Annotated in this window: 16 protein-coding genes and 2 pseudogenes; 7 read left to right on the top strand and 11 right to left on the bottom strand. The window is 67.2% G+C overall.

Annotated elements, in window-relative coordinates; translation table 11 throughout:
- Positions 1-10: 10 nt before the first annotated feature.
- A complete protein-coding gene (locus tag Q8A52_RS28225) occupies positions 11-586 on the bottom strand; it encodes a TetR/AcrR family transcriptional regulator (RefSeq protein WP_316756461.1) in 576 nt (191 codons plus the stop codon).
- 120 nt (positions 587-706) lie between these two features.
- Here Q8A52_RS28225 and Q8A52_RS28220 point away from each other — a divergent pair, with 120 nt between their 5' ends.
- Positions 707-1,147, top strand: a complete 441-nt coding sequence (locus Q8A52_RS28220; protein WP_316756459.1) for a nuclear transport factor 2 family protein — start codon at positions 707-709, stop codon at positions 1,145-1,147.
- A gap of 553 nt (positions 1,148-1,700) precedes the next feature.
- Here the strand turns inward: Q8A52_RS28220 and Q8A52_RS28215 are convergent.
- Both Q8A52_RS28215 and Q8A52_RS28210 read right to left on the bottom strand, forming a co-directional pair.
- The gene (locus tag Q8A52_RS28215) at positions 1,701-2,252 is read right to left on the bottom strand and encodes a DUF6114 domain-containing protein (protein WP_408649266.1); all 552 of its coding nucleotides are present in this window, start codon (positions 2,250-2,252) and stop codon (positions 1,701-1,703) included.
- Positions 2,253-2,270: 18 nt separating this feature from the next.
- Positions 2,271-2,894 carry a DUF6230 family protein gene (locus Q8A52_RS28210; protein ID WP_316756457.1) on the bottom strand — a complete coding sequence of 208 codons (624 nt, stop codon included), beginning with the start codon at positions 2,892-2,894 and terminating at the stop codon, positions 2,271-2,273.
- A gap of 415 nt (positions 2,895-3,309) precedes the next feature.
- On the opposite strand from Q8A52_RS28210, the gene Q8A52_RS28205 reads away from it, so the two are divergent.
- On the top strand, positions 3,310-3,570 hold the full coding sequence (locus Q8A52_RS28205; protein ID WP_316756455.1) for a DUF7683 domain-containing protein: 261 nt from the start codon (positions 3,310-3,312) through the stop codon (positions 3,568-3,570).
- 632 nt (positions 3,571-4,202) lie between these two features.
- On the opposite strand, the gene Q8A52_RS28200 is transcribed toward Q8A52_RS28205, so the two are convergent.
- On the bottom strand, positions 4,203-5,324 hold the full coding sequence (locus Q8A52_RS28200; RefSeq protein WP_408649265.1) for an IS630 family transposase: 1,122 nt from the start codon (positions 5,322-5,324) through the stop codon (positions 4,203-4,205).
- A gap of 28 nt (positions 5,325-5,352) precedes the next feature.
- Between Q8A52_RS28200 and Q8A52_RS28195 the strand changes: the two are divergent.
- Positions 5,353-5,601, top strand: a pseudogene (locus tag Q8A52_RS28195) (YciI family protein); the annotation flags it as partial.
- An 8-nt stretch (positions 5,602-5,609) separates the two neighbouring features.
- The gene (locus Q8A52_RS28190) at positions 5,610-6,755 is read left to right on the top strand and encodes an RNA polymerase sigma factor (protein ID WP_316756742.1); all 1,146 of its coding nucleotides are present in this window, start codon (positions 5,610-5,612) and stop codon (positions 6,753-6,755) included.
- 447 nt (positions 6,756-7,202) lie between these two features.
- Here the strand turns inward: Q8A52_RS28190 and Q8A52_RS28185 are convergent, their stop codons facing one another.
- Positions 7,203-8,090 carry a prohibitin family protein gene (locus Q8A52_RS28185; protein ID WP_316756453.1) on the bottom strand — a complete coding sequence of 296 codons (888 nt, stop codon included), beginning with the start codon at positions 8,088-8,090 and terminating at the stop codon, positions 7,203-7,205.
- Between the two features lie 485 nt (positions 8,091-8,575).
- Between Q8A52_RS28185 and Q8A52_RS28180 the strand changes: the two genes are divergently transcribed.
- Together Q8A52_RS28180 and Q8A52_RS28175 are read left to right on the top strand one after the other, a co-directional pair.
- Positions 8,576-8,899 (top strand): hypothetical protein, encoded by a 324-nt coding sequence (locus Q8A52_RS28180; protein WP_316756451.1) that lies wholly within the window; start codon positions 8,576-8,578, stop codon positions 8,897-8,899.
- Positions 8,900-9,033: 134 nt separating this feature from the next.
- Entirely contained in the window at positions 9,034-10,167 is a 1,134-nt protein-coding gene (locus Q8A52_RS28175) for an IS630 family transposase (protein ID WP_316756449.1), read from the top strand.
- 7 nt (positions 10,168-10,174) lie between these two features.
- Here Q8A52_RS28175 and Q8A52_RS28170 read toward each other — a convergent pair.
- The 4 genes and pseudogenes from Q8A52_RS28170 to Q8A52_RS28155 form a co-directional block, all read right to left on the bottom strand.
- Positions 10,175-11,243: pseudogene (locus tag Q8A52_RS28170) on the bottom strand (IS630 family transposase).
- 34 nt (positions 11,244-11,277) lie between these two features.
- Positions 11,278-12,492, bottom strand: a complete 1,215-nt coding sequence (locus tag Q8A52_RS28165; protein WP_316756447.1) for a cytochrome P450 — start codon at positions 12,490-12,492, stop codon at positions 11,278-11,280.
- A 13-nt stretch (positions 12,493-12,505) separates the two neighbouring features.
- Positions 12,506-13,897: an NAD(P)/FAD-dependent oxidoreductase gene (locus Q8A52_RS28160; protein WP_316756445.1), complete on the bottom strand. Its 1,392-nt coding sequence runs from the start codon at positions 13,895-13,897 to the stop codon at positions 12,506-12,508.
- Entirely contained in the window at positions 13,894-14,121 is a 228-nt protein-coding gene (locus Q8A52_RS28155) for a ferredoxin (RefSeq protein ID WP_316756443.1), read from the bottom strand. Before Q8A52_RS28155 ends, Q8A52_RS28160 begins: the two co-directional genes overlap by 4 nt.
- Positions 14,122-14,539: 418 nt before the next feature.
- Between Q8A52_RS28155 and Q8A52_RS28150 the strand changes: the two genes are divergently transcribed.
- A complete protein-coding gene (locus Q8A52_RS28150; RefSeq protein WP_316756442.1) occupies positions 14,540-15,217 on the top strand; it encodes a GAP family protein in 678 nt (225 codons plus the stop codon).
- Positions 15,218-15,301: 84 nt separating this feature from the next.
- Here the strand turns inward: Q8A52_RS28150 and Q8A52_RS28145 are convergent, their stop codons facing one another.
- Together Q8A52_RS28145 and Q8A52_RS28140 are read right to left on the bottom strand one after the other, a co-directional pair.
- The gene (locus Q8A52_RS28145) at positions 15,302-15,985 is read right to left on the bottom strand and encodes an SDR family oxidoreductase (RefSeq protein ID WP_316756440.1); all 684 of its coding nucleotides are present in this window, start codon (positions 15,983-15,985) and stop codon (positions 15,302-15,304) included.
- Positions 15,982-17,928: a cytochrome P450 family protein gene (locus tag Q8A52_RS28140; RefSeq protein ID WP_316756439.1), complete on the bottom strand. Its 1,947-nt coding sequence runs from the start codon at positions 17,926-17,928 to the stop codon at positions 15,982-15,984. Before Q8A52_RS28140 ends, Q8A52_RS28145 begins: the two co-directional genes overlap by 4 nt.

The following is a 17,928-nucleotide window of genomic DNA, read 5'->3' as shown; positions in this document are numbered from 1 at the left end:
CAACGCCCGGTCATCGGCTTGGCCGCAGCCCCGCGAAGACCACCTCGAAGACTCGCTCCCGGGCAGCCGGGTCCGCCGCGAGCTGCTCCATGGCCTTGCTGGTTCCGGCCAGCAGGGCGAGCAGCTCCGGTAGGCCCAGCTCCTGGCGGACCGCCCCGGCCTGTTGCGCCCCGGCCAGCAGTTCTCCCAGCTGAGCCTGGATTGCCGTACTCGACTCGCGGAGGGTCGAGTGCACGTCCACTCCGGCCTCGGCCAGCGCCTGCACGAAATCGCTCTTGCCTGCGGACTGGTCGATCAGCAGGCGGAAGCAGCCGAAGAAGGCCTCGGCGGGCTCGGACTCGGCGGTCAGCTGTGCTGTCTGGGCCGCCATCACCTCCAGCCTGCGCACCATCACGGCCTCCAGCAGTGCCTCCTTGGTGGGGAAGTGCCGGAAGAGCGTGCCGACCCCGACCCCGGCGGCCCGGGCGATCTCCTCGGTCGGCACGCCGACGCCGCGGGTGGTGAACACCTCCGTGGCAACGTCCAGCAGCCTGGCTCGGTTGCGGGCCGCGTCCGCACGCAGCGGACGCTCCTGAGCGCCGCCCATCCCTCTCACCTCTCCCCGCCGACGGCAGAGCCGTCTGGACAACCGGAGTCGGCAGTCCGTATCGTCGAAACCGGAGTCACTAGTCCGATTCTAACGACTGTGTTCTGCCGGAGGTTGGTCATGCCCGAAACCCTGTCACCGCGCGAAGTGTTCCAGAAACTGCTCCAAGGCATCACCGCCGGGCGGTTCTCGGAGCTGGCCGAGCTCTATGCCGAGGACGCCGTGGTGGAGACCGTCTTCGAGCCGCTGGGGCCACGCCGGTTCGAAGGTCGAGCCGTGCTCGCGGAGCGGTTCGCGCAGGTTGGCGCGCTCTCGCCCATAGAGCTGACCTCGACGAATGTGGTGATCCGGGAGACCGACGACCCAGAGGTGATCGTCGCCGAGTGGGACTACCGGGTGCACCACCGGGTGACCGGACGAACCTTCGAGGCGGCCAACATCCAGGTACTACGGGTCCGTGGCGGCCTGATCGTCAGCAGCCGGGACTACCACGACCACCTGGCCCTCATCGTAGGCGGCGACAGCCTGCCGCAGTTGGTGGCGGCGCTGGAAGGCAAGTAGCGCGCATGCAGGGCCGCGGGTCGGGACTCCCAGACCGGAATTCCGGCCCGCGTTGCGCTTCGGTAGTAACTCAATGGGCGCTTTCACGGAACCCGAAGACACGAGTCACCCAGTGATCCGTCAGGGTCCCGAAGTCCGATGCTGAGACAATGCACCAGGGAACAGCACAACCGGCAGCTCGGCTTGCACCGGGCCGGATATGACCACGCCAACCGCGTCGGGATCGAGCACACGTGACCTGTCGGTCTCAAGTAGCAGAGGCCAGGAAGCCGCTGCGTCCCTCCAGTCACCTGGCCCACTTCAAGGCCGACCGGCCACCAGCCCGCAGAGCGCTCACGCCGAACGACAGCAACTCCGAAATCCTCCCTCCGCGTGCCGATGTGCCCGCAAGACATGGAATCGATGTTCACCGCCCAATCGCGCCCGTGCTGCGCGCGCTCCGCCCCTACCGCCTTGGCCAGTCCCGTCGAGGTCGCTGCAGGCGTGGGCAGTTCGGTGCGGCCGGCCGGCAAAGCTCGGGGCGGAAAGGTCCGCGGTCCGACGGGTGGGGTTGTCAGATGCCACGGTGGCTGTCTCCCGCCGAACCGACCGAGGCCGCGCAGTCCGTCGAGCCTGTAGACGGCTCGGCGTCGATGGGTGGCAGCCAGGCACAAGCCAGGGAGCCGCCGATCAAGCCGAAGATCAGTCCGAGGAACAGGCCACCAAAGTTCGCCACGGGAAAGGAGATGAGAGCGAGCAGCAGGGTCGCGACCCCGGCGAACACGCGAACCGCGGGGCGATACCAGAGAGTGAACCCCAGGACCATGAGGAGAACGCCAATGACCAGTGCTCCGGCACCGGACGTGGTCGACAGAGCCAGCGGAATTCCGCCCAAGTCCAGGTTCGCATAGGGCCAGTAAAGGATCGGCAGGCCGGCCAGGAGCGTGAACAGCCCGGCCCAGAAGGGGCGTAGTCCACACCAGGTTCTGAACCGGCACCAGGCGTCTGCCACTACAACGCGCAGATCGCGTCGTCTGCCGAAGAAGTTGGTGATCACGTGTCCTGTCCTGATCAGCAGCACGGCGTGTGCATCAAGCACCTGAGAGCCGACGTGGGGCTTGGGCACGACCTCCCCATACGGGGATCAGAAGCATTCGTGGTGGCCTGGCTTGAGGCGAGTAAGCAGACCGGGAATGCTGAACGTGCCGGCAGAGACCGCGACCGTGGTCCAGCGCACGTTGGTCAGGGTGGACGACTCGGCCTGCTGGCCAACGCCATCGGGGTCGAAGAATCGCGAGTGCCTGTCCCCGGGATTGATCGGCCCCTTGGTAATCGCCCCCTGCGCGATTCCGATGTCGAGGTCCCTGAATTTCACCTCATCGGCCGCCTGACTTGTCGCGTCGAGAAACAGATTCGATGCCTCGGCCGGCCGTTCATTGCCGCCGGTGACTCTCAGTGTGTACGGGCCGAGCACTGGAATTTCAACCACAACGGACTGGCACAGACCGGTGATCGACGCGCGCCGGGTTCCTGTGACCAAGACGGGCACGAGTTCGCCCTTCCTGGTCACGTCGACCATGCCGTAGATGCTGACTCCGCGGGCGGTCATAGTGTCCGCTGAGACCTGGAATTTCTGCCCGGAGATGAGGAATGACGCGGCGAGTACTCCCTGTGCCATGGCGATGGCAATGGTTGCGCTGGCTGCGACGCTGGGGACCAGAATTGCCGCGAAGCGTCTCCAGCGAGTTCTGCCTGCGCGATGCGGCATCCTGTCTCCTTCAGTCGTCAAATCGGCCCGCCGTTCCAGGCACGGCGGACGCTGACCCGTCGTCGGTGACGGATCCTAGGCTTCCCGGCACGGCAACTGTCCGCATGGCAGGTCCGGCGTTCGAGTGACGCAACTTTTATTGGGCTCTTCGGACGACACGTCTTGTTGAGCTTTTCGAGTGGCAATTGAGTTGCGCAACGCGGACCGTTATGGGCTCGGGAGCACCGCTGGAGTGCTGTCCTATCGGCGGACGGCAGGCGGTGGGCACAGTCCACGCACGGCGAAGCCACTCATTCGCCACCGTCCGCTTGGCGCAATGACGGTGCGTTCGTCCAAGCAGCGGGGCTCGCAACCGCTGAAATGGAACACTGCGGCAGCCGCTCATATCAATGTCGGACCGTCCTATGATCAGTGAATGTCCACGGAAGAACCTGACCTCGCTTGGGTCCTGGAGGGATACAGCAAGGCGGACGACACCTTGCGCACCCAGCACCCCATCAGCCGCGAGCAGATCCTCCGTTTGCGGGAAGTGATCAGGCCCGATATGGACGACCCCTGGATGGTCCACTCCTATCCGGTGTCCGACGAGCTGTGGCCCGCGGTGAACGCGATCCTCCGATGTGGCCGGCCCCATCCTGAACTTGAATACCTGACCGGCGCGTACGAGGACAGGTGAGCGGTTCAGCTGGACAAGCCGAAGCTGATCTGACACGAACCGCCGTACCCCCAAGGCAAGCCCACCGACCTTGCGGTACAGCAGTCACCGCACCAGCGAGCAATAGGTCGCGGCCTGCGGATCAAGCTGCCGGCCTCTACGTCCCGTCCCGGCGATCACGTGCGGAGCCGCTTCTTGTACCGCTCTTCGTCGGAACCTGGGGGCCGTCCGCGCCGTGAGCCGTAGGCGGGTGGCCTGGCTGTCTGCCTTCTCCCGAGCGCGGGTCAGGCGCTGCTGATCTTGGAGGGTCTCGCGCTGCCCCGGCCTCGCGCCACGCCCTGGACCCGGACCCCGCAAGACGGCTCGCTCAGACTCATCCACAAGATCCCAAAAAAATTTGGGACGACGATGTCGAGAACCCGTGGTCGGCTCCGTCCCAGTGGTGAACGCGACCAGAATGGGTCGCACCAGTACCGAGGAGAAACACCATGGCCAAGTACTTGCTGCTCAAGCACTACCGCGGCGCCCCGGCTCCGGTCAACGACGTGCGCATGGACCAGTGGACGCCGGAGGAGATCTCGGCGCACGTGCAGTACATGCAGGACTTCGCGGCCCGGCTCGAGAAGACCGGGGAGTTCGTGGACGGTCAGGCGCTAGTGTCCTGCGCCAGAGATCCGTCGGCAGAAGCGGGCGAGGGAGTCGAGGATCTCTTCGGCGGTCTTGGTCCAGATAAAGGGCTTGGGGTCTTCGTTCCAGTCTTTGACCCATGCGCGGATGTCGGCTTCCAGGGCCTGGATGTTCTTGTGTGCGCCTCGGCGGATCATCTGGTGGGCCAGGTAGCCGAACCACCGCTCGACCTGGTTGATCCAGGAGGAGCCGGTCGGGGTGAAGTGCAGCTCGAACCGGGGATGTTTGGCGAGCCAGGCCTTGATCGCCGGTGTTTTGTGGGTCCCGTAGTTGTCCACGATCAGATGGATCTGCAGGTGAGCGGGCACCTCCTTGTCGATCCGGATCAGGAATTTCTTGAACTCCATGGCCCGGTGCCGGCGGTGCAGGGCCGTGATGACCTGTCCAGTGGCGACATCGAAGGCGGCGAACAGGGTGGTCAGGCCGTTGCGCACGTAGTCGTGGGTGCGCCGCTCGGGCATGCCCGGCATTATCGGCAGCACCGGCTGGGACCGGTCCAGGGCCTGGATCTGCGACTTCTCGTCCACCGACAGCACCACCGCGCCCTCGGGCGGGTTGAAGTACAAACCCACGACGTCGTAGACCTTCTCCACGAAGAACGGGTCGGTCGACAGCTTGAACGTGTCCGCCAGGTGCGGCTTGAGCTGGAACTGGCGCCAGATCCGGCCCACGGTCGACTTCGACAGACCACTGTGCTCGGCCATCGATGTCCGCGACCAGTGGGTGGCGTTCTTCGGCAGCTGTTCCAGCGTGGTGACCACGACCGCTTCCACCTGATCGACGCTGATCGTGGGAGGCCGTCCTGGCCGGGGCTCATCGGCCAGCCCGTCCAGCCGCTCGGCAAGGAAACGCCGCCGCCACTTGCGGACCGTGTCCGCGGTCACCCGAAGATCCCTGGCGACCGCAACGATCGCCGGCACCTCCGGCCCCGCGCACGCCAGCACAATCCGCGCCCGCAGAGCCAGCGCCTGGGCCGAAGTCGCCCGACGTGTCCATCGCTCCAACACCGCCCGCTCATCATCAGACAGCAGCAACGGTTCCAGCTTCGGGCCCCGACGGGGAACTGACGCACCAGCAGCAGAAGTCACACAACTACTAACGATCAACTACTGGCGCAGGACACTAGCCCCCGAAGGGACCTGGGTCCGGTACGACGGCGAGGGACGCCCGCCGGTCACCGACGGCCCGTTCGCCGAGACCAAGGACCTCATCGCCGGCTGGATGGTGATCGACGTCGACAGCTACGAGCGCGCCGTCGAGCTGGCCGGGGAGCTGTCGGCCGCTCCCGGCGCGGGCGGGAAGCCGATCCACGAGTGGCTCGAGCTGCGCCCGTTCCTCGCCGAGCCGCCCACCATCACGGAGTGACCTCTCCTATGAACGAGGCCCTGCTCCGGAGCCTCACGCCGAGCGTGCTCGCCATCCTCGTCCGCCGCGGAGCCGACTTCTCGGCGGCCGAGGACGCCGTGCAGGACGCGCTGGTCGAGGCCGTCCGCGGCTGGCCGGCCGACCAGCCGCGGGATCCGAAGGGCTGGCTGGTCACCGTGGCCTGGCGCAAGTTCCTCGACGCGACCCGGGCGGACGCCGCCCGCCGCCGGCGTGAGGACCTCGTCGACGAGGAGCCTGCACCCGGACCCGCGCCTGCAGTGGACGACACGCTCCAGCTGTACTTCCTGTGTGCCCACCCGTCGCTGACGCCGGCGTCCGCGGTCGCGCTCACGCTGCGCGCAGTCGGGGGACTCACCACCCGCCAGATCGCCCAGGCCTACCTGGTGCCCGAGGCGACCATGGCGCAGCGAATCAGCCGGGCCAAGCGCACCGTCTCCGGCGTGCGGCTCGACCAGCCCGGCGACGTCGCCACCGTGCTGCGTGTCCTCTACCTGGTCTTCAACGAGGGCTACTCCGGCGACGTCGACCTCGCCGCCGAGGCCATCCGGCTCACCCGGCAGCTCTCGGCCGCGATCGACCACCCCGAGGTGGCGGGGCTGCTCGCCCTCATGCTGCTCCACCACGCCCGGCGCGCCGCCCGGACCGCTCCCGACGGCAGCCTGGTGCCGCTCGCCGAGCAGGACCGCGGCCGGTGGGACACCGAGTTGATCACCGAGGGCGTCGAAATCCTGCAGACGGCCCTCGCCCGCGACCGGCTGGGCGAGTTCCAGGCCCAAGCCGCCATCGCCGCACTCCACGCCGACGCGCCGACCGCCGAGGAGACCGACTGGGTGCAGATCGTCGAGTGGTACGACGAGCTCACGCGCCTGACCGACAGCCCGGTCGTCCGGCTCAACCGCGCGGTCGCCGTCGGCGAGGCCGACGGACCGCGCGCCGGGCTGGCCGTGCTCGCCGCGCTGGACGACTCACTGCCCCGCCACACCGCGGTGGCGGCGTACCTCCATGAGCGCGACGGCGACCTGGCAACGGCGGCACGGCTGTACGCCGAGGCGGCCCAAAAGGCGCCCAACCTCGCAGAGCGCGACCACCTGACGCGCCAGGCCGCGCGGCTCAACTCCCGCCGGTGTCGCTGACCGGTCGCGCACTGCTCGAAGTCTCGACCCACCGGCACAGGACCCTCGTTGGCGTCCTGTCCCGCCTACCCGCACCGGTCGAGACGGGCAATCGTCCACTGCCTCCGCCAGCTTGCTCGGCATGTACTTGACGGCTCCTGCTGGCTCGGCGCCGATGGAGCCGAGCCGCTGCGCCTCAAGACCGGTGACTGCTTTGCGGCAGCGTCGGCTTCCTCGACGCCACGGTCGCCCTGCTGCTCGACGGACAAGCTTGGTGGCCGCGCTGGACACCGGCTAGCCCGCACACACCGCCAATGCGCCGTCGGACAGGGCCGCTGCTCGTCGCGGATCCGGGGTAGGTCCGTAGTTCCGATGCAGCGCAGAGGCTCCGCCCCTGTATCCAGGGCGGAGCCTCTGTGGCCATGTCGTAGGCCAACGCTTCTATGTTCAGGCGTAGCCGGGTTCCGGCTAGTTCTTGCTGTTGTTCACGATGACCGGTGTGCCGTTCGAGTCCGTGCCGCACGGCACCGCGTACACCGGGTTGGCCTTGGCGGCCTCTCTGTAGGCTTCCAGGCACTGGTTGTACAGCACCTTGTCGCTCAGCGACTTCTCGATGATCTTGTTGGCGCGGGCGGTGCCCTCCGCCTCGATCCGCTTGCGCTCCGCCTCCGCCTTGGCCGTGCGCGACGCCTCGACGGCCCGCTCGGTGGCCTGCTCCTGCTGGATCTTCTTGTCGATCTGTTCCTGCAGCTTGTCCGACGGCCTCACATTGCGCAGGTTGACAGCCGTGACGTCGATCCCGCGCGGTGCCAGGCGCTCCTTGATGAGGCGTTCGATCTGCGAGCCGATCTGCTCGCGGGCAGAGGCGTAGCCCTCCTCACTGGTGTGCTTCGCGAAGACGTTGCGGATGATCTCGCGGCTGTCGGGCAGCACCAGGCGCGCCTGGATGGACTCCTCACTGCCCGCCAGCCGGTAGAGCGCGACCGCCTTCCCCGGCACCACCGCCCACTTGATGGTGACGTCCGCGTACAGCACACCTCCCTGCGAGGAGCGCACCTCGACCACGTCCTTGTCGTAGAGGTTGAGGTCCACCGGGCGGGTGGAGTAGGCCGTGACGTCGGTGAAGGGCGACTTGAAGTGGATGCCGGAGGCCAGTGGCGTACCGACCTTGCCGAAGGTCACCGGCACGCCGACCTCATAGGCGCTCACGACATAGACGCAGGCGAAGACGCCGGCCAGCACACCCGCCACGGCGCTGAGCACCGCACCGAGCTTCCAACTCCCGGTGTCGCGTGTGCGGCCGACGAGAAACAGCACAACCGCCGCTATGAGCAGCAGGATGGACAGCACGAACACAGGTAATCCCCCTCCGGAAACGGATCCGCGCCGCCTTGGGCGCGACCGGCAGCGCATCGTAACGAGCCCCGGTTCCGACGCCGTACGCAACCCCCGCGGTTCGTCCGGCACAGCGCGGACCATGCGGTACACCGCAGCCGGCAGCAGGATGCGTTTTCTCCACATGGCATCTATACACACGATGTATACATGCCGTGTTGAGTCCACTTCACGAACGCGCCTTCGATGAGCCTGCGAGCAGCGCGCGCCACCCCCGTGACCTGTTGCACCGCTCCTGGGGCATCCCCTCAACTGGCTTGCAACAGCGGGTTGTCAGGAGAGCGGATGAGTGAGTCACCATCGAATCAGAACCCGAACGAGCTTGCGGTGTCGGAAAGGGCCTGAATCGAGGATCCGAAGCACGCGCCGGATGAGTCGGCCGAGGTTCAGGACAACGACCTGCCACGGTACTGGGTCGAGCTGGAGAGCATCGTAGGTTTCGCGTGGTGGAGGTATCCGAGGAGAGTGCCTCCAGCGACGCTCGGCACCAGAGGAACGCGCGCCGACGATACATCAACACCGTCGTGGAGGCCGGCCTGACGGCGCTGGGCAAGACCGCTCCCGATCGCTCGGATGAAGAGTCTTTCGACGTCTTGTGCGACTTCTTCAGCCGGGCCATCGTCTGGCCCGAGCACTACGGCTTTCCCACGGGGGGAACGGAGGCCGACCGTCTGCTCAAGCCCAACGACGTGGCCGGCGTCATGGCTCAGCTCCTTACAACTCATCTCGCCCATCACGGCTTGAAGGTGACGCAAAGCCTTCCGGAGTAGGCGGCGCACATCGGCGTACGACGCTCATCGCGACGCTCGGGGGCAGCTAGTGCCGCATCAGGCAACGTTTGCCCTGTCGTGACGTATCGCTCGGCTTGCTGCGCCGGTCGGCATCGGACGGCCAGAATGATCAGGTGGCTGAGCGTGTGCGGGTCCGGGAGATTGATGACGACGAGGGCAGGCGGTTGCTGCGGATCATCCGCAGAGGCACCGGTTCGGTGGTGACCTGGCGGCGGGCCCAGATGGTGCTGTTATCTGCGCAGGGCATGCCCGTGGCGAAGATCGCCGAGGTGACGTTCACCAGTGCGGACCGGACCCGGGACGTGATCCACAACTTCAACACCGATGGCTTCGACTCGCTCTACCCCAAGTACAAGGGCGGCCGGCCCAGAATCTTCACCCTGCCGGAACGCCGGGAGATCAAGAAGATTGCCAAGTCCAGGCCGGCCGAGCACGGCCTGCCGTTCTCGACCTGGAGCCTGGCCAAGCTGGCCGACTTCCTGGTCGCCGAGGGGGTGGTCGACGACATCAGCCACGAGGGCCTTCGGGTCCTGCTCCGCGAGGAGGGCGTCTCGTTTCAACGCATAAAGACCTGGAAGGCTTCACGCGATCCGGACTACGCGGCCAAGAAGGCCCGCGTCGAGCATCTCTACGCGATCGCCGACGGCGAGGTCATACCCGAGAAAGGCGAGCCCGAAGTCGTTTTCTGCCTGGACGAGTTCGGACCGCTCAATCTCCAGCCTCACGCCGGCCGACAATGGGCCGAACGTGGCGGCCGGCACAAGGATCCCGACCGTGAGCCCCGGCCCCGCCGCCGGGCGACCTACACCCGCCCGCACGGGGTACGGCACCTGTTCGCCGCCTACGACCTCGCCAAAGACCAGCTCTACGGGCACGTCAAGAAGACCAAGAACAGGTCGAGGTTCCTGGAGTTCTGCCGCTACCTGCGCTCACTGCACCCGATGGACGTGCGCATCGCGATCGTCTGCGACAACTACTCCCCGCACCTGACGACGAAGCGGTGCCAGCGGGTTGCGACGTGGGCGGCGGCGAACAACGTGGAGATCGCCTACACCCCGACCAACAGCTCATGGCTCAACCGCATCGAGGCCCAGTTCACCGCCCTGCGCTACTTCGCCCTCGACGGCACCGACCACACCAGCCACAAGGAGCAAGGAAGCATGATCCGCCGCTACATCATCTGGCGGAACAAACACGCCGCCGACGAACGCCTACGCGAGGTCGTGAACAAGGCGAACATTGCCTGATGCGGCACTAGTGTCCTGCGCCAGAGATCCGTCGGCAGAAGCGGGCGAGGGAGTCGAGGATCTCTTCGGCGGTCTTGGTCCAGATAAAGGGCTTGGATGTTCTTGTGTGCGCCTCGGCGGATCATCTGGTGGGCCAGGTAGCCGAACCACCGCTCGACCTGGTTGATCCAGGAGGAGCCGGTCGGGGTGAAGTGCAGCTCGAACCGGGGATGTTTGGCGAGCCAGGCCTTGATCGCCGGTGTTTTGTGGGTCCCGTAGTTGTCCACGATCAGATGGATCTGCAGGTGAGCGGGCACCTCCTTGTCGATCCGGATCAGGAATTTCTTGAACTCCATGGCCCGGTGCCGGCGGTGCAGGGCCGTGATGACCTGTCCAGTGGCGACATCGAAGGCGGCGAACAGGGTGGTCAGGCCGTTGCGCACGTAGTCGTGGGTGCGCCGCTCGGGCATGCCCGGCATTATCGGCAGCACCGGCTGGGACCGGTCCAGGGCCTGGATCTGCGACTTCTCGTCCACCGACAGCACCACCGCGCCCTCGGGCGGGTTGAAGTACAAACCCACGACGTCGTAGACCTTCTCCACGAAGAACGGGTCGGTCGACAGCTTGAACGTGTCCGCCAGGTGCGGCTTGAGCTGGAACTGGCGCCAGATCCGGCCCACGGTCGACTTCGACAGACCACTGTGCTCGGCCATCGATGTCCGCGACCAGTGGGTGGCGTTCTTCGGCAGCTGTTCCAGCGTGGTGACCACGACCGCTTCCACCTGATCGACGCTGATCGTGGGAGGCCGTCCTGGCCGGGGCTCATCGGCCAGCCCGTCCAGCCGCTCGGCAAGGAAACGCCGCCGCCACTTGCGGACCGTGTCCGCGGTCACCCGAAGATCCCTGGCGACCGCAACGATCGCCGGCACCTCCGGCCCCGCGCACGCCAGCACAATCCGCGCCCGCAGAGCCAGCGCCTGGGCCGAAGTCGCCCGACGTGTCCATCGCTCCAACACCGCCCGCTCATCATCAGACAGCAGCAACGGTTCCAGCTTCGGGCCCCGACGGGGAACTGACGCACCAGCAGCAGAAGTCACACAACTACTAACGATCAACTACTGGCGCAGGACACTAGCTCTGCTCGATGTGCAGATGGATCGGACCGCGAAGAACTGGGCTGCGCCGGTACGGCGGTGGGTCGGCGACCAGACTGGGTCGGTCGAGGCGGCGTGCCAGCTCGCTCAGCGCGATCTGGGTTTCCAGCCGGGCCATCGGGCCGCCGAAGCACAGGTGGATGCCGCTGCCGAATCCGAGGTGCTGGTTGTCCCGCCGATCGGGGTCGAAGTGGTCGGCGTCGTGGAAGCGGTTCGGATCGCGGCTGCCCGAGGCCAGCATGAGCATGATCTGCGAGCCCTTGGGGATGACCGTGTCGGCGACGGTGATGTCGCTGTAGGCCGCGCGCCACGGAATGATGTGCACGGGCGGCTCGTAGCGCAGCAGTTCCTCGACCAGGGGGACGACCAGACCCGGTTCGTCGCGCAGTCGCAGGAGCACCTCCGGGTGGCGCAGCAGCGTCAGCATGCCGTTGGTGATCAGGTTGACGGTGGTCTCGTGGCCGGCGATCAGCAGCAGGTTCGCGGTGCTGATGATTTCTTCGTCGGTCATCCGCCCGTCGGGCCCGTCATCGTTGGCCAGCCGTGTCAACAGGTCGTCACCCGGTCGGCCGTGGCGTTGCTCCAGCAGCCCGCCGAGGTACTGGCGCAAGGCCTTGCGGGCCTCGACGCCGTTGTCCAGTTTTTCCTTCGGGTCGGTCTTGGGGTCGTAGTCGATCGAGTTGATGATGTCGTTCACCCACAGGCGGAACGTCGGTTCGTCCTCGCGTGGCACGCCGAGCAGGTGGCAGATCACCGTGACGGGGAACGGGTAGGCGAAGTCGTCGACGATGTCGACCTGCTCCTTGCCCGCGAAGTCGTCGATCAGACTGCCGACGATGGAGGTCAGGTCGGGTTCCAGGTCGGTCACCAGCCCTGGGGTGTGCGGGGGGCCGAAGTGGCGCATCGCCATGCGTCGCAGGCGGTCGTGCTCGGGCGGGTCGAGGTTGATGAACGCCGGCGTGGCGCCGCCCTCGGCGCCGGGCATCGGACGTGACAGATTGCGGACGTCGGAGCTCAGGTGCGGGTCGTGCAGTAGGTCCGTGATCTCGCGATATGTGCTGACGACATAGCTGCCGTCCTCCTGCACGGCCACCGGCGTCTCGCGCAGCTCGGCGTACAGCGGGTACGGGTCGGCCCGGGAGGAGTAGTCGAGGATCCGGCGCAGCGTGTCGGGCGTCTGGGTCGTGGTCATCTCGCCTTCCCTCCTACCGGTGCTGCTGCGCGGCCGTGACGCGCCGCTCACCCGGGTCGTGACCGGTGACGACCACGGTGGCGCCCTGGGCGAGCAGGGTGGGGCCGGGGAAGTCGACGGGCACCGGTTTCATGTCGACGGGCTGGTCCGGCGTGGGGCAGGGCGGCGGGAACGGTGCGGCGGTCTCGATCAACTGCCGGTAGTGGTCGAGCCACTTCGCGTTGTTGAAGCTCACCGCCGCGGTGACGCGGCCCCGATAGCCGTATGCGGCGACGAATCGGCGGTCGGACACGGAGCCCTGGGTGACGACCACCTCGTCGGCGAAGGTCGGCACACCGACGGACTTGATGTTGACGCCGAACTGGATCGACCAGAACAGCGGGATGGACAGGTGGGGCCAGCGGTCCGCCTGGCCACTGACCATGTTGTGCGCGGCGACTTCGGCCTGCTCCACGGCGTTGGCCCAGTGCTCGAGCGAGATGAGCCGGTACTCGTAAATCGGATTGGGGCAGCGTGCCACGTCTCCGGCGACAAAAATGTCGTCGGTGATCAGGCCGTTGAGGTCGAGGGCGCGGCACCCCGTGTCGCAGGCGATTCCCCAGACGCCGGCCGCCAGTCCCGAGCCCCGCAGCCACTCGGTGTTGCGGATGCCTCCGAGTGCCACCACCGCCACGTCGGCGCCGATCGTGCTGCCGTCGTCGAAGTGAGCGCGGCGAAAGTGCCCCTGTGCGTCGCCCTCCAGTTGTGTGACCTTGACACCACAGCGCAGGTCGACACCGTGAGCGCGCTGCATGTCGGCCGCGACATCCCCGATCATGGCACCGAGCGCCCCGACCAGTGGGGCCGGCGCGAGTTCGGCGACGGTCACCGGGATGTCCCGCTCTCGGCAGATGGAGGCGATCTCGGAGCCGGTGAATCCCGCACCGATGACCAGTACGCGGGAGGGCCCGGCGGCGAGGGCTCGCTGTAGGCCCTCGGCGTGCTCGCGCGTACGCACGACGAACACGCCCTCCAGGGCTGCCTCGCTCTCGACGAACCAAGGCCGGGCCCGTACCCCGGTGGAGATCAGCACCCGGTCGAAGGGCACCTCGCGTCCGTCGGCGAGACGCACGTGGTTGGTCGCCAGGTCGAGGCCGCTGGCGGGCACGCCCAGCAGCCACTCCGCATTGACGTCACGACGGCGCGGCAACGCGGTGCCGTCTGCCGGCACCCACCCGGTCAGTACCTGCTTGGACAAGGGAGGCCTGTCGTAGGGCTCGCCCAGCTCGTCGCCGATCATGGTCAGCGATCCGGTGAAGCCCTCGTCTCGCAGAGCTTCCGCGGCCCGCAGTCCGGCCAGTGAGGCCCCGACGACCACGATGCGGCCATCGCGCTTGAACGCTCGCAGGGTGTCGGCGCTTGTCATGGCTTCGACGCCTCCGCCGGTACGTGCCGTCCCTCCAACTGGTCGACCAGAATCGCCTGGACCGGGCAGGCCGCCGCGGCACGCAGTACCTGGTCCCGCCGGGTGTCATCGGGGTTCGGGTCGTACATCAGCGCTTCCTCACCGTGCATCCGGAACGCCTCCGGAGCCAGGAATGCGCACTGTGCATACCCTTCACATCGGGAAAGATCAACGACAACTCTCATCCCGACCTCCACAGGGACTCCAAGCTGCGGACCCTGAAGCCGGTGCCACCCCGGCGCGCAAGGCGCGAGCCAGGCAGCGAGAGATGGGATTCGGCCGTTGCCCACGCCTGGGGAGTTCGAGGGGGCGCACCGCGCTCGTCGGGTCTCCACGGAAGGAATTGATCGTCGCGAACAAGGCGACCGTCGTCTGTGAAACCGCCCTGAGAACCTGACCTTGTCGTCAAAAGCCTATCCCGCACCCACATCACCCGCACCCCGGGAAGGAAGGGGAAGTCCTGCCGATTCGGTGCCGCATTCACCTGGCAGGCCGTGACCGCCATTCACCCGCGCGCCGCGTGCCCATGCGGCGAGAAACGTGCGCTGTCGTTGATTCTTTAGAGACAGCTGAGTGCAGTTCTCTGATGTGCCGGAGGCACGCATGGGTGAGGTACTGGGTGATGTGCTGGGCCTGGCGGCCGGTGTCGCCGTCAGCCCTCTGCCGATCATCACCATCATCATCGTGCTGGCCACGCCTCAGGGACGCGTGAACGGATTGGTTTTCGCGCTCGGCTGGGTGGTGGGTCTGTCGGCGTTGGGCGCGGTGATGCTGGCCATCGGCGGCCATGGGAATTCCGCCTCTCACGGGCATCCGGCCGACTGGGTGGGGGTTCTCAAGCTCGCGCTGGGGGTCGCACTGGTTCTCTTTGCTGCGAGGATGTGGCGTCATCGCCCTGCCGATGTCACGCAGGCGCAGTTGCCCAAATGGATGGCTGCGCTCGACCGCTTCACCCCGGTGAAGGTCTTCCTTCTCGCTCTCCTGCTGTCGGCCGGGAACCTCAAGAACGCCCCGCTGACCATTGCCGCCGCAGCGTCCATCAGCTCGTCGGGACTGCCGGTCGCAGAGCAGATCGCCACGCTGGCGATCTTCGTGGTCATCGCCTCCCTCGGGTTGCTGATTCCGCTCGGGGTCTTCCTGGTCATGGGTGAGCGGGCAAAGAGCATGCTGGGCAACTGGAAGGAGTGGGCGGCGCGGCACAACACAGCCGTCATGGCGGTTCTGTTCTTCGTGTTCGGGCTGAAGCTGCTCGGGGACGGAATCGGGGTTCTGCGTTCCTGACCGTGCCGGGGTTTCGCCTCAGCCGCCGATCCGATCGAAGGGCAGCCCGCGGTCATCCTCGACGTTTCGATGCTCGGCAAGCCCTCAGTCGATGACGGTACGGGAAACCGTCGCGTCCGCCGGTGCCCGTACCGCGTTGAGGACTACGGCGGCCACCGACTCAGGGCGCAGAAACCGCTCCGGGCGGTACTCGCGCCCGGCGCGCTCGGCCGCCCTGCGTTGCAGGTCGGTGTCTGTCGGGCCCGGGTGGACCGACGTCACTCGGACACCGTTGGGGCTCTCCTCGGTTTGAAGGGCCTCTGCGAACGCTCGTAGCGCGTACTTGCTGGCGGCGTAGGCGCCGCGGTGCGACTTGACCCGGAGCCCGGACCCCGCGTTGATCAGGATCACATGGCCTCGGCCTCTGCGGAGGGGCGGCAGGAGCAGCCGGGTGAGTTCGGCGGCGGAGAAGAGGTTGACGGCGAAGACGCGCTGCCAGGCGTCGAGTGAGGTGTCGGCGATGGTGCCGGGTTCCGCGACGGCTGCGTTGTGGACGAGCACGTCCAGTCGGTCGATGTCCCTGGTGGCCCGGGCGAGTTCCCCGGGATCCGCCAGGTCGGCCACCCAGGGACCGGCATCTCCCGGCAGTTCGTGGGCGAGCACCTCGAGCGACTGGGCATCACGGCCGCCGAGGAGCACGTCGTGCGTGGGGGCGAGGGCTCGGGCGATGGCGGCGCCAATCCCCCGGGACGCGCCGGTCACGAGTGCGCGCGGTCGTGGGACGGTCATGGTGCGACACCTCGTTCGACGGGCCGGAAGGTGACCGGCAGGCTGGTCAGTCCACGCATGAACCGGCTGTATCCCCAGGACAGTTCCCCAGGGTCGGTGGCGAGAGCCAGTTCGTCGCAGCGTTCGAGGAGGGTACGTAGCCCGATCGTGGCTTCCGCCTTGCCGAGCGGGGCGCCCAGGCAGTGGTGGATCCCGTGTCCGAAGGCCAGGTGTCCCCGGCAGTCGCGGCGGATGTCGAACCGGTCGGGTTCAGCGAAACGGGCGGGATCGCGGTTGCCGGCGCCGTAGGACAGCAGAACGCCCTCTCCGCCGCCGGGAACGGTGACGTCTCCGATCCGTACGTCGCAGGTCGTGTACCGCAGGACGGGCGCCATCTTGATGGGGCCGTTCCAGCGGAGGATCTCCTCGATCGCCTGCCCCATGAGGTGCGGCTGTGCGCGGAGCAACGCCAGTTGCTCAGGGTGCTCCAGCAGGGCCAGTACACCGTTGCCGATGAGGTTCGCGGTCGTCTCGAAACCCGCCACCAGGAGGAGGAAGGACATGGCGATCAGCTCATCCTCCTGGTGATCGGCAGCGAGCAGGCGCCCGAGCAGGCCGTCGGAGCCGGCGGGGGCCTCCCTCTTCTCCTTCAGCAGTCCGATGAGGTAGTCCCGCATCTCGCAGGCGGCGCGGGGCATGCGGCCTTGGTCGCCCTCGCTCATCTCGACGTAGACGCCGGCCAGACGCGCGAAGGTGTCCCGCCCTTGGGCAGGCACGCCGAGCACTTCGGAGATGACGGTGAGCGGCAGACGCTTGGCGAAGTCGGTGATGACGTCCAGGTGCCCCACCGGAAGGACCGGGGCGAGGAGGTCGTCGGTGATCTCCTGGATGCGGGGTCGCAGGGCCTCGATGCGGCCCGGGGCGAACTCACCTGCCACCAGGGCCCGCAGTCTGGTGTGGTCCGGGGGGTCGGAGCGGAGCATGTTGTGTGTGACGGTGTAGGTCTCGTTGGCGAAGGCCCACGGGGCGGAGCGGACGGTCTTGTTTCCGTGCCCGGGATCGTTGCTCAGCCGTGGGTCCTTGCTCGCCATCCGGATGTCCTCGTGGCGCGTGACGAGCCACACCGGAGCGCCGGCGAACAGCACGCGCCGTACAGGGTGTTCGGCTCGCAACCCGGCGAGCAGCTCATGGGGAGCCTCGACATAGCCCGACCGGTCCATGAGATCGGTGGCATGGTCGGCATTCCCCTGTCCCGGGGCCGGCGCGGGGCCGATGGCGAGGTCGTTGACCTGTTCTGCGTCCATGGGACCTTCCTGCCACGCGGTCGCCGGTTGTCCGTTGCCCCGCGCATGCGCGGGCAGGGCGAGGCGCACCGACAGCGCTTCGCAGCGGGGGTCGGAGGGGTCGGCGGTGTTGGGGGTCCAGGCACCCCACGAGTGGTACATGCTGCAGTTCCGGCGCTCCAGGTAGCAGATGAGGTTGACCGGCCACCCGGTGTTGGTGAAGACGTACGTGTCCATACGCGTTGGGTGTTCGCTCAGCGGCGACCCTCCGCCCGGTGAGTCGATGTTGTGCCAGTCGGGGTGGAGGTGGACCGACCCGAGGATGTCCAGGCCCTCCAGCTCGGCGCCCCGCAGAATGCGCAACAGGTCGGTGGAATCGCACCAGTACCCTCGATGGGGGTTCTCGTAGGCCGTCCCGAAGCACGGAACGATGGATTCCGCGAACTCTCCGAGGGCAGCGCTGTCGGTGGCCCGCACGTTGCGGCCGAACTCGACGCGTTCGACGCGGGCGCTGCCGCCGTGCACACGGCCGACCAGCACGCCGAAGCACGGATAGGGACGGCCCGGCCTGATCGCTTCGTAGACACCGAGTGCGGCGTCGAGGAACGTGGCGCAGGCGGTGCGCTCCAGGAAAACCTGTGTGCTCGCCGGGCAGCTACCGGGACTCCTGCGGTTCGTCAC

It is taken from the genome of Streptomyces herbicida (assembly GCF_032656585.1).
Lineage (GTDB): Bacteria > Actinomycetota > Actinomycetes > Streptomycetales > Streptomycetaceae > Streptomyces > Streptomyces herbicida.
Note: the sequence above shows the minus strand (reverse complement) of the source record. Positions and strands in the feature narration are given on the sequence as shown.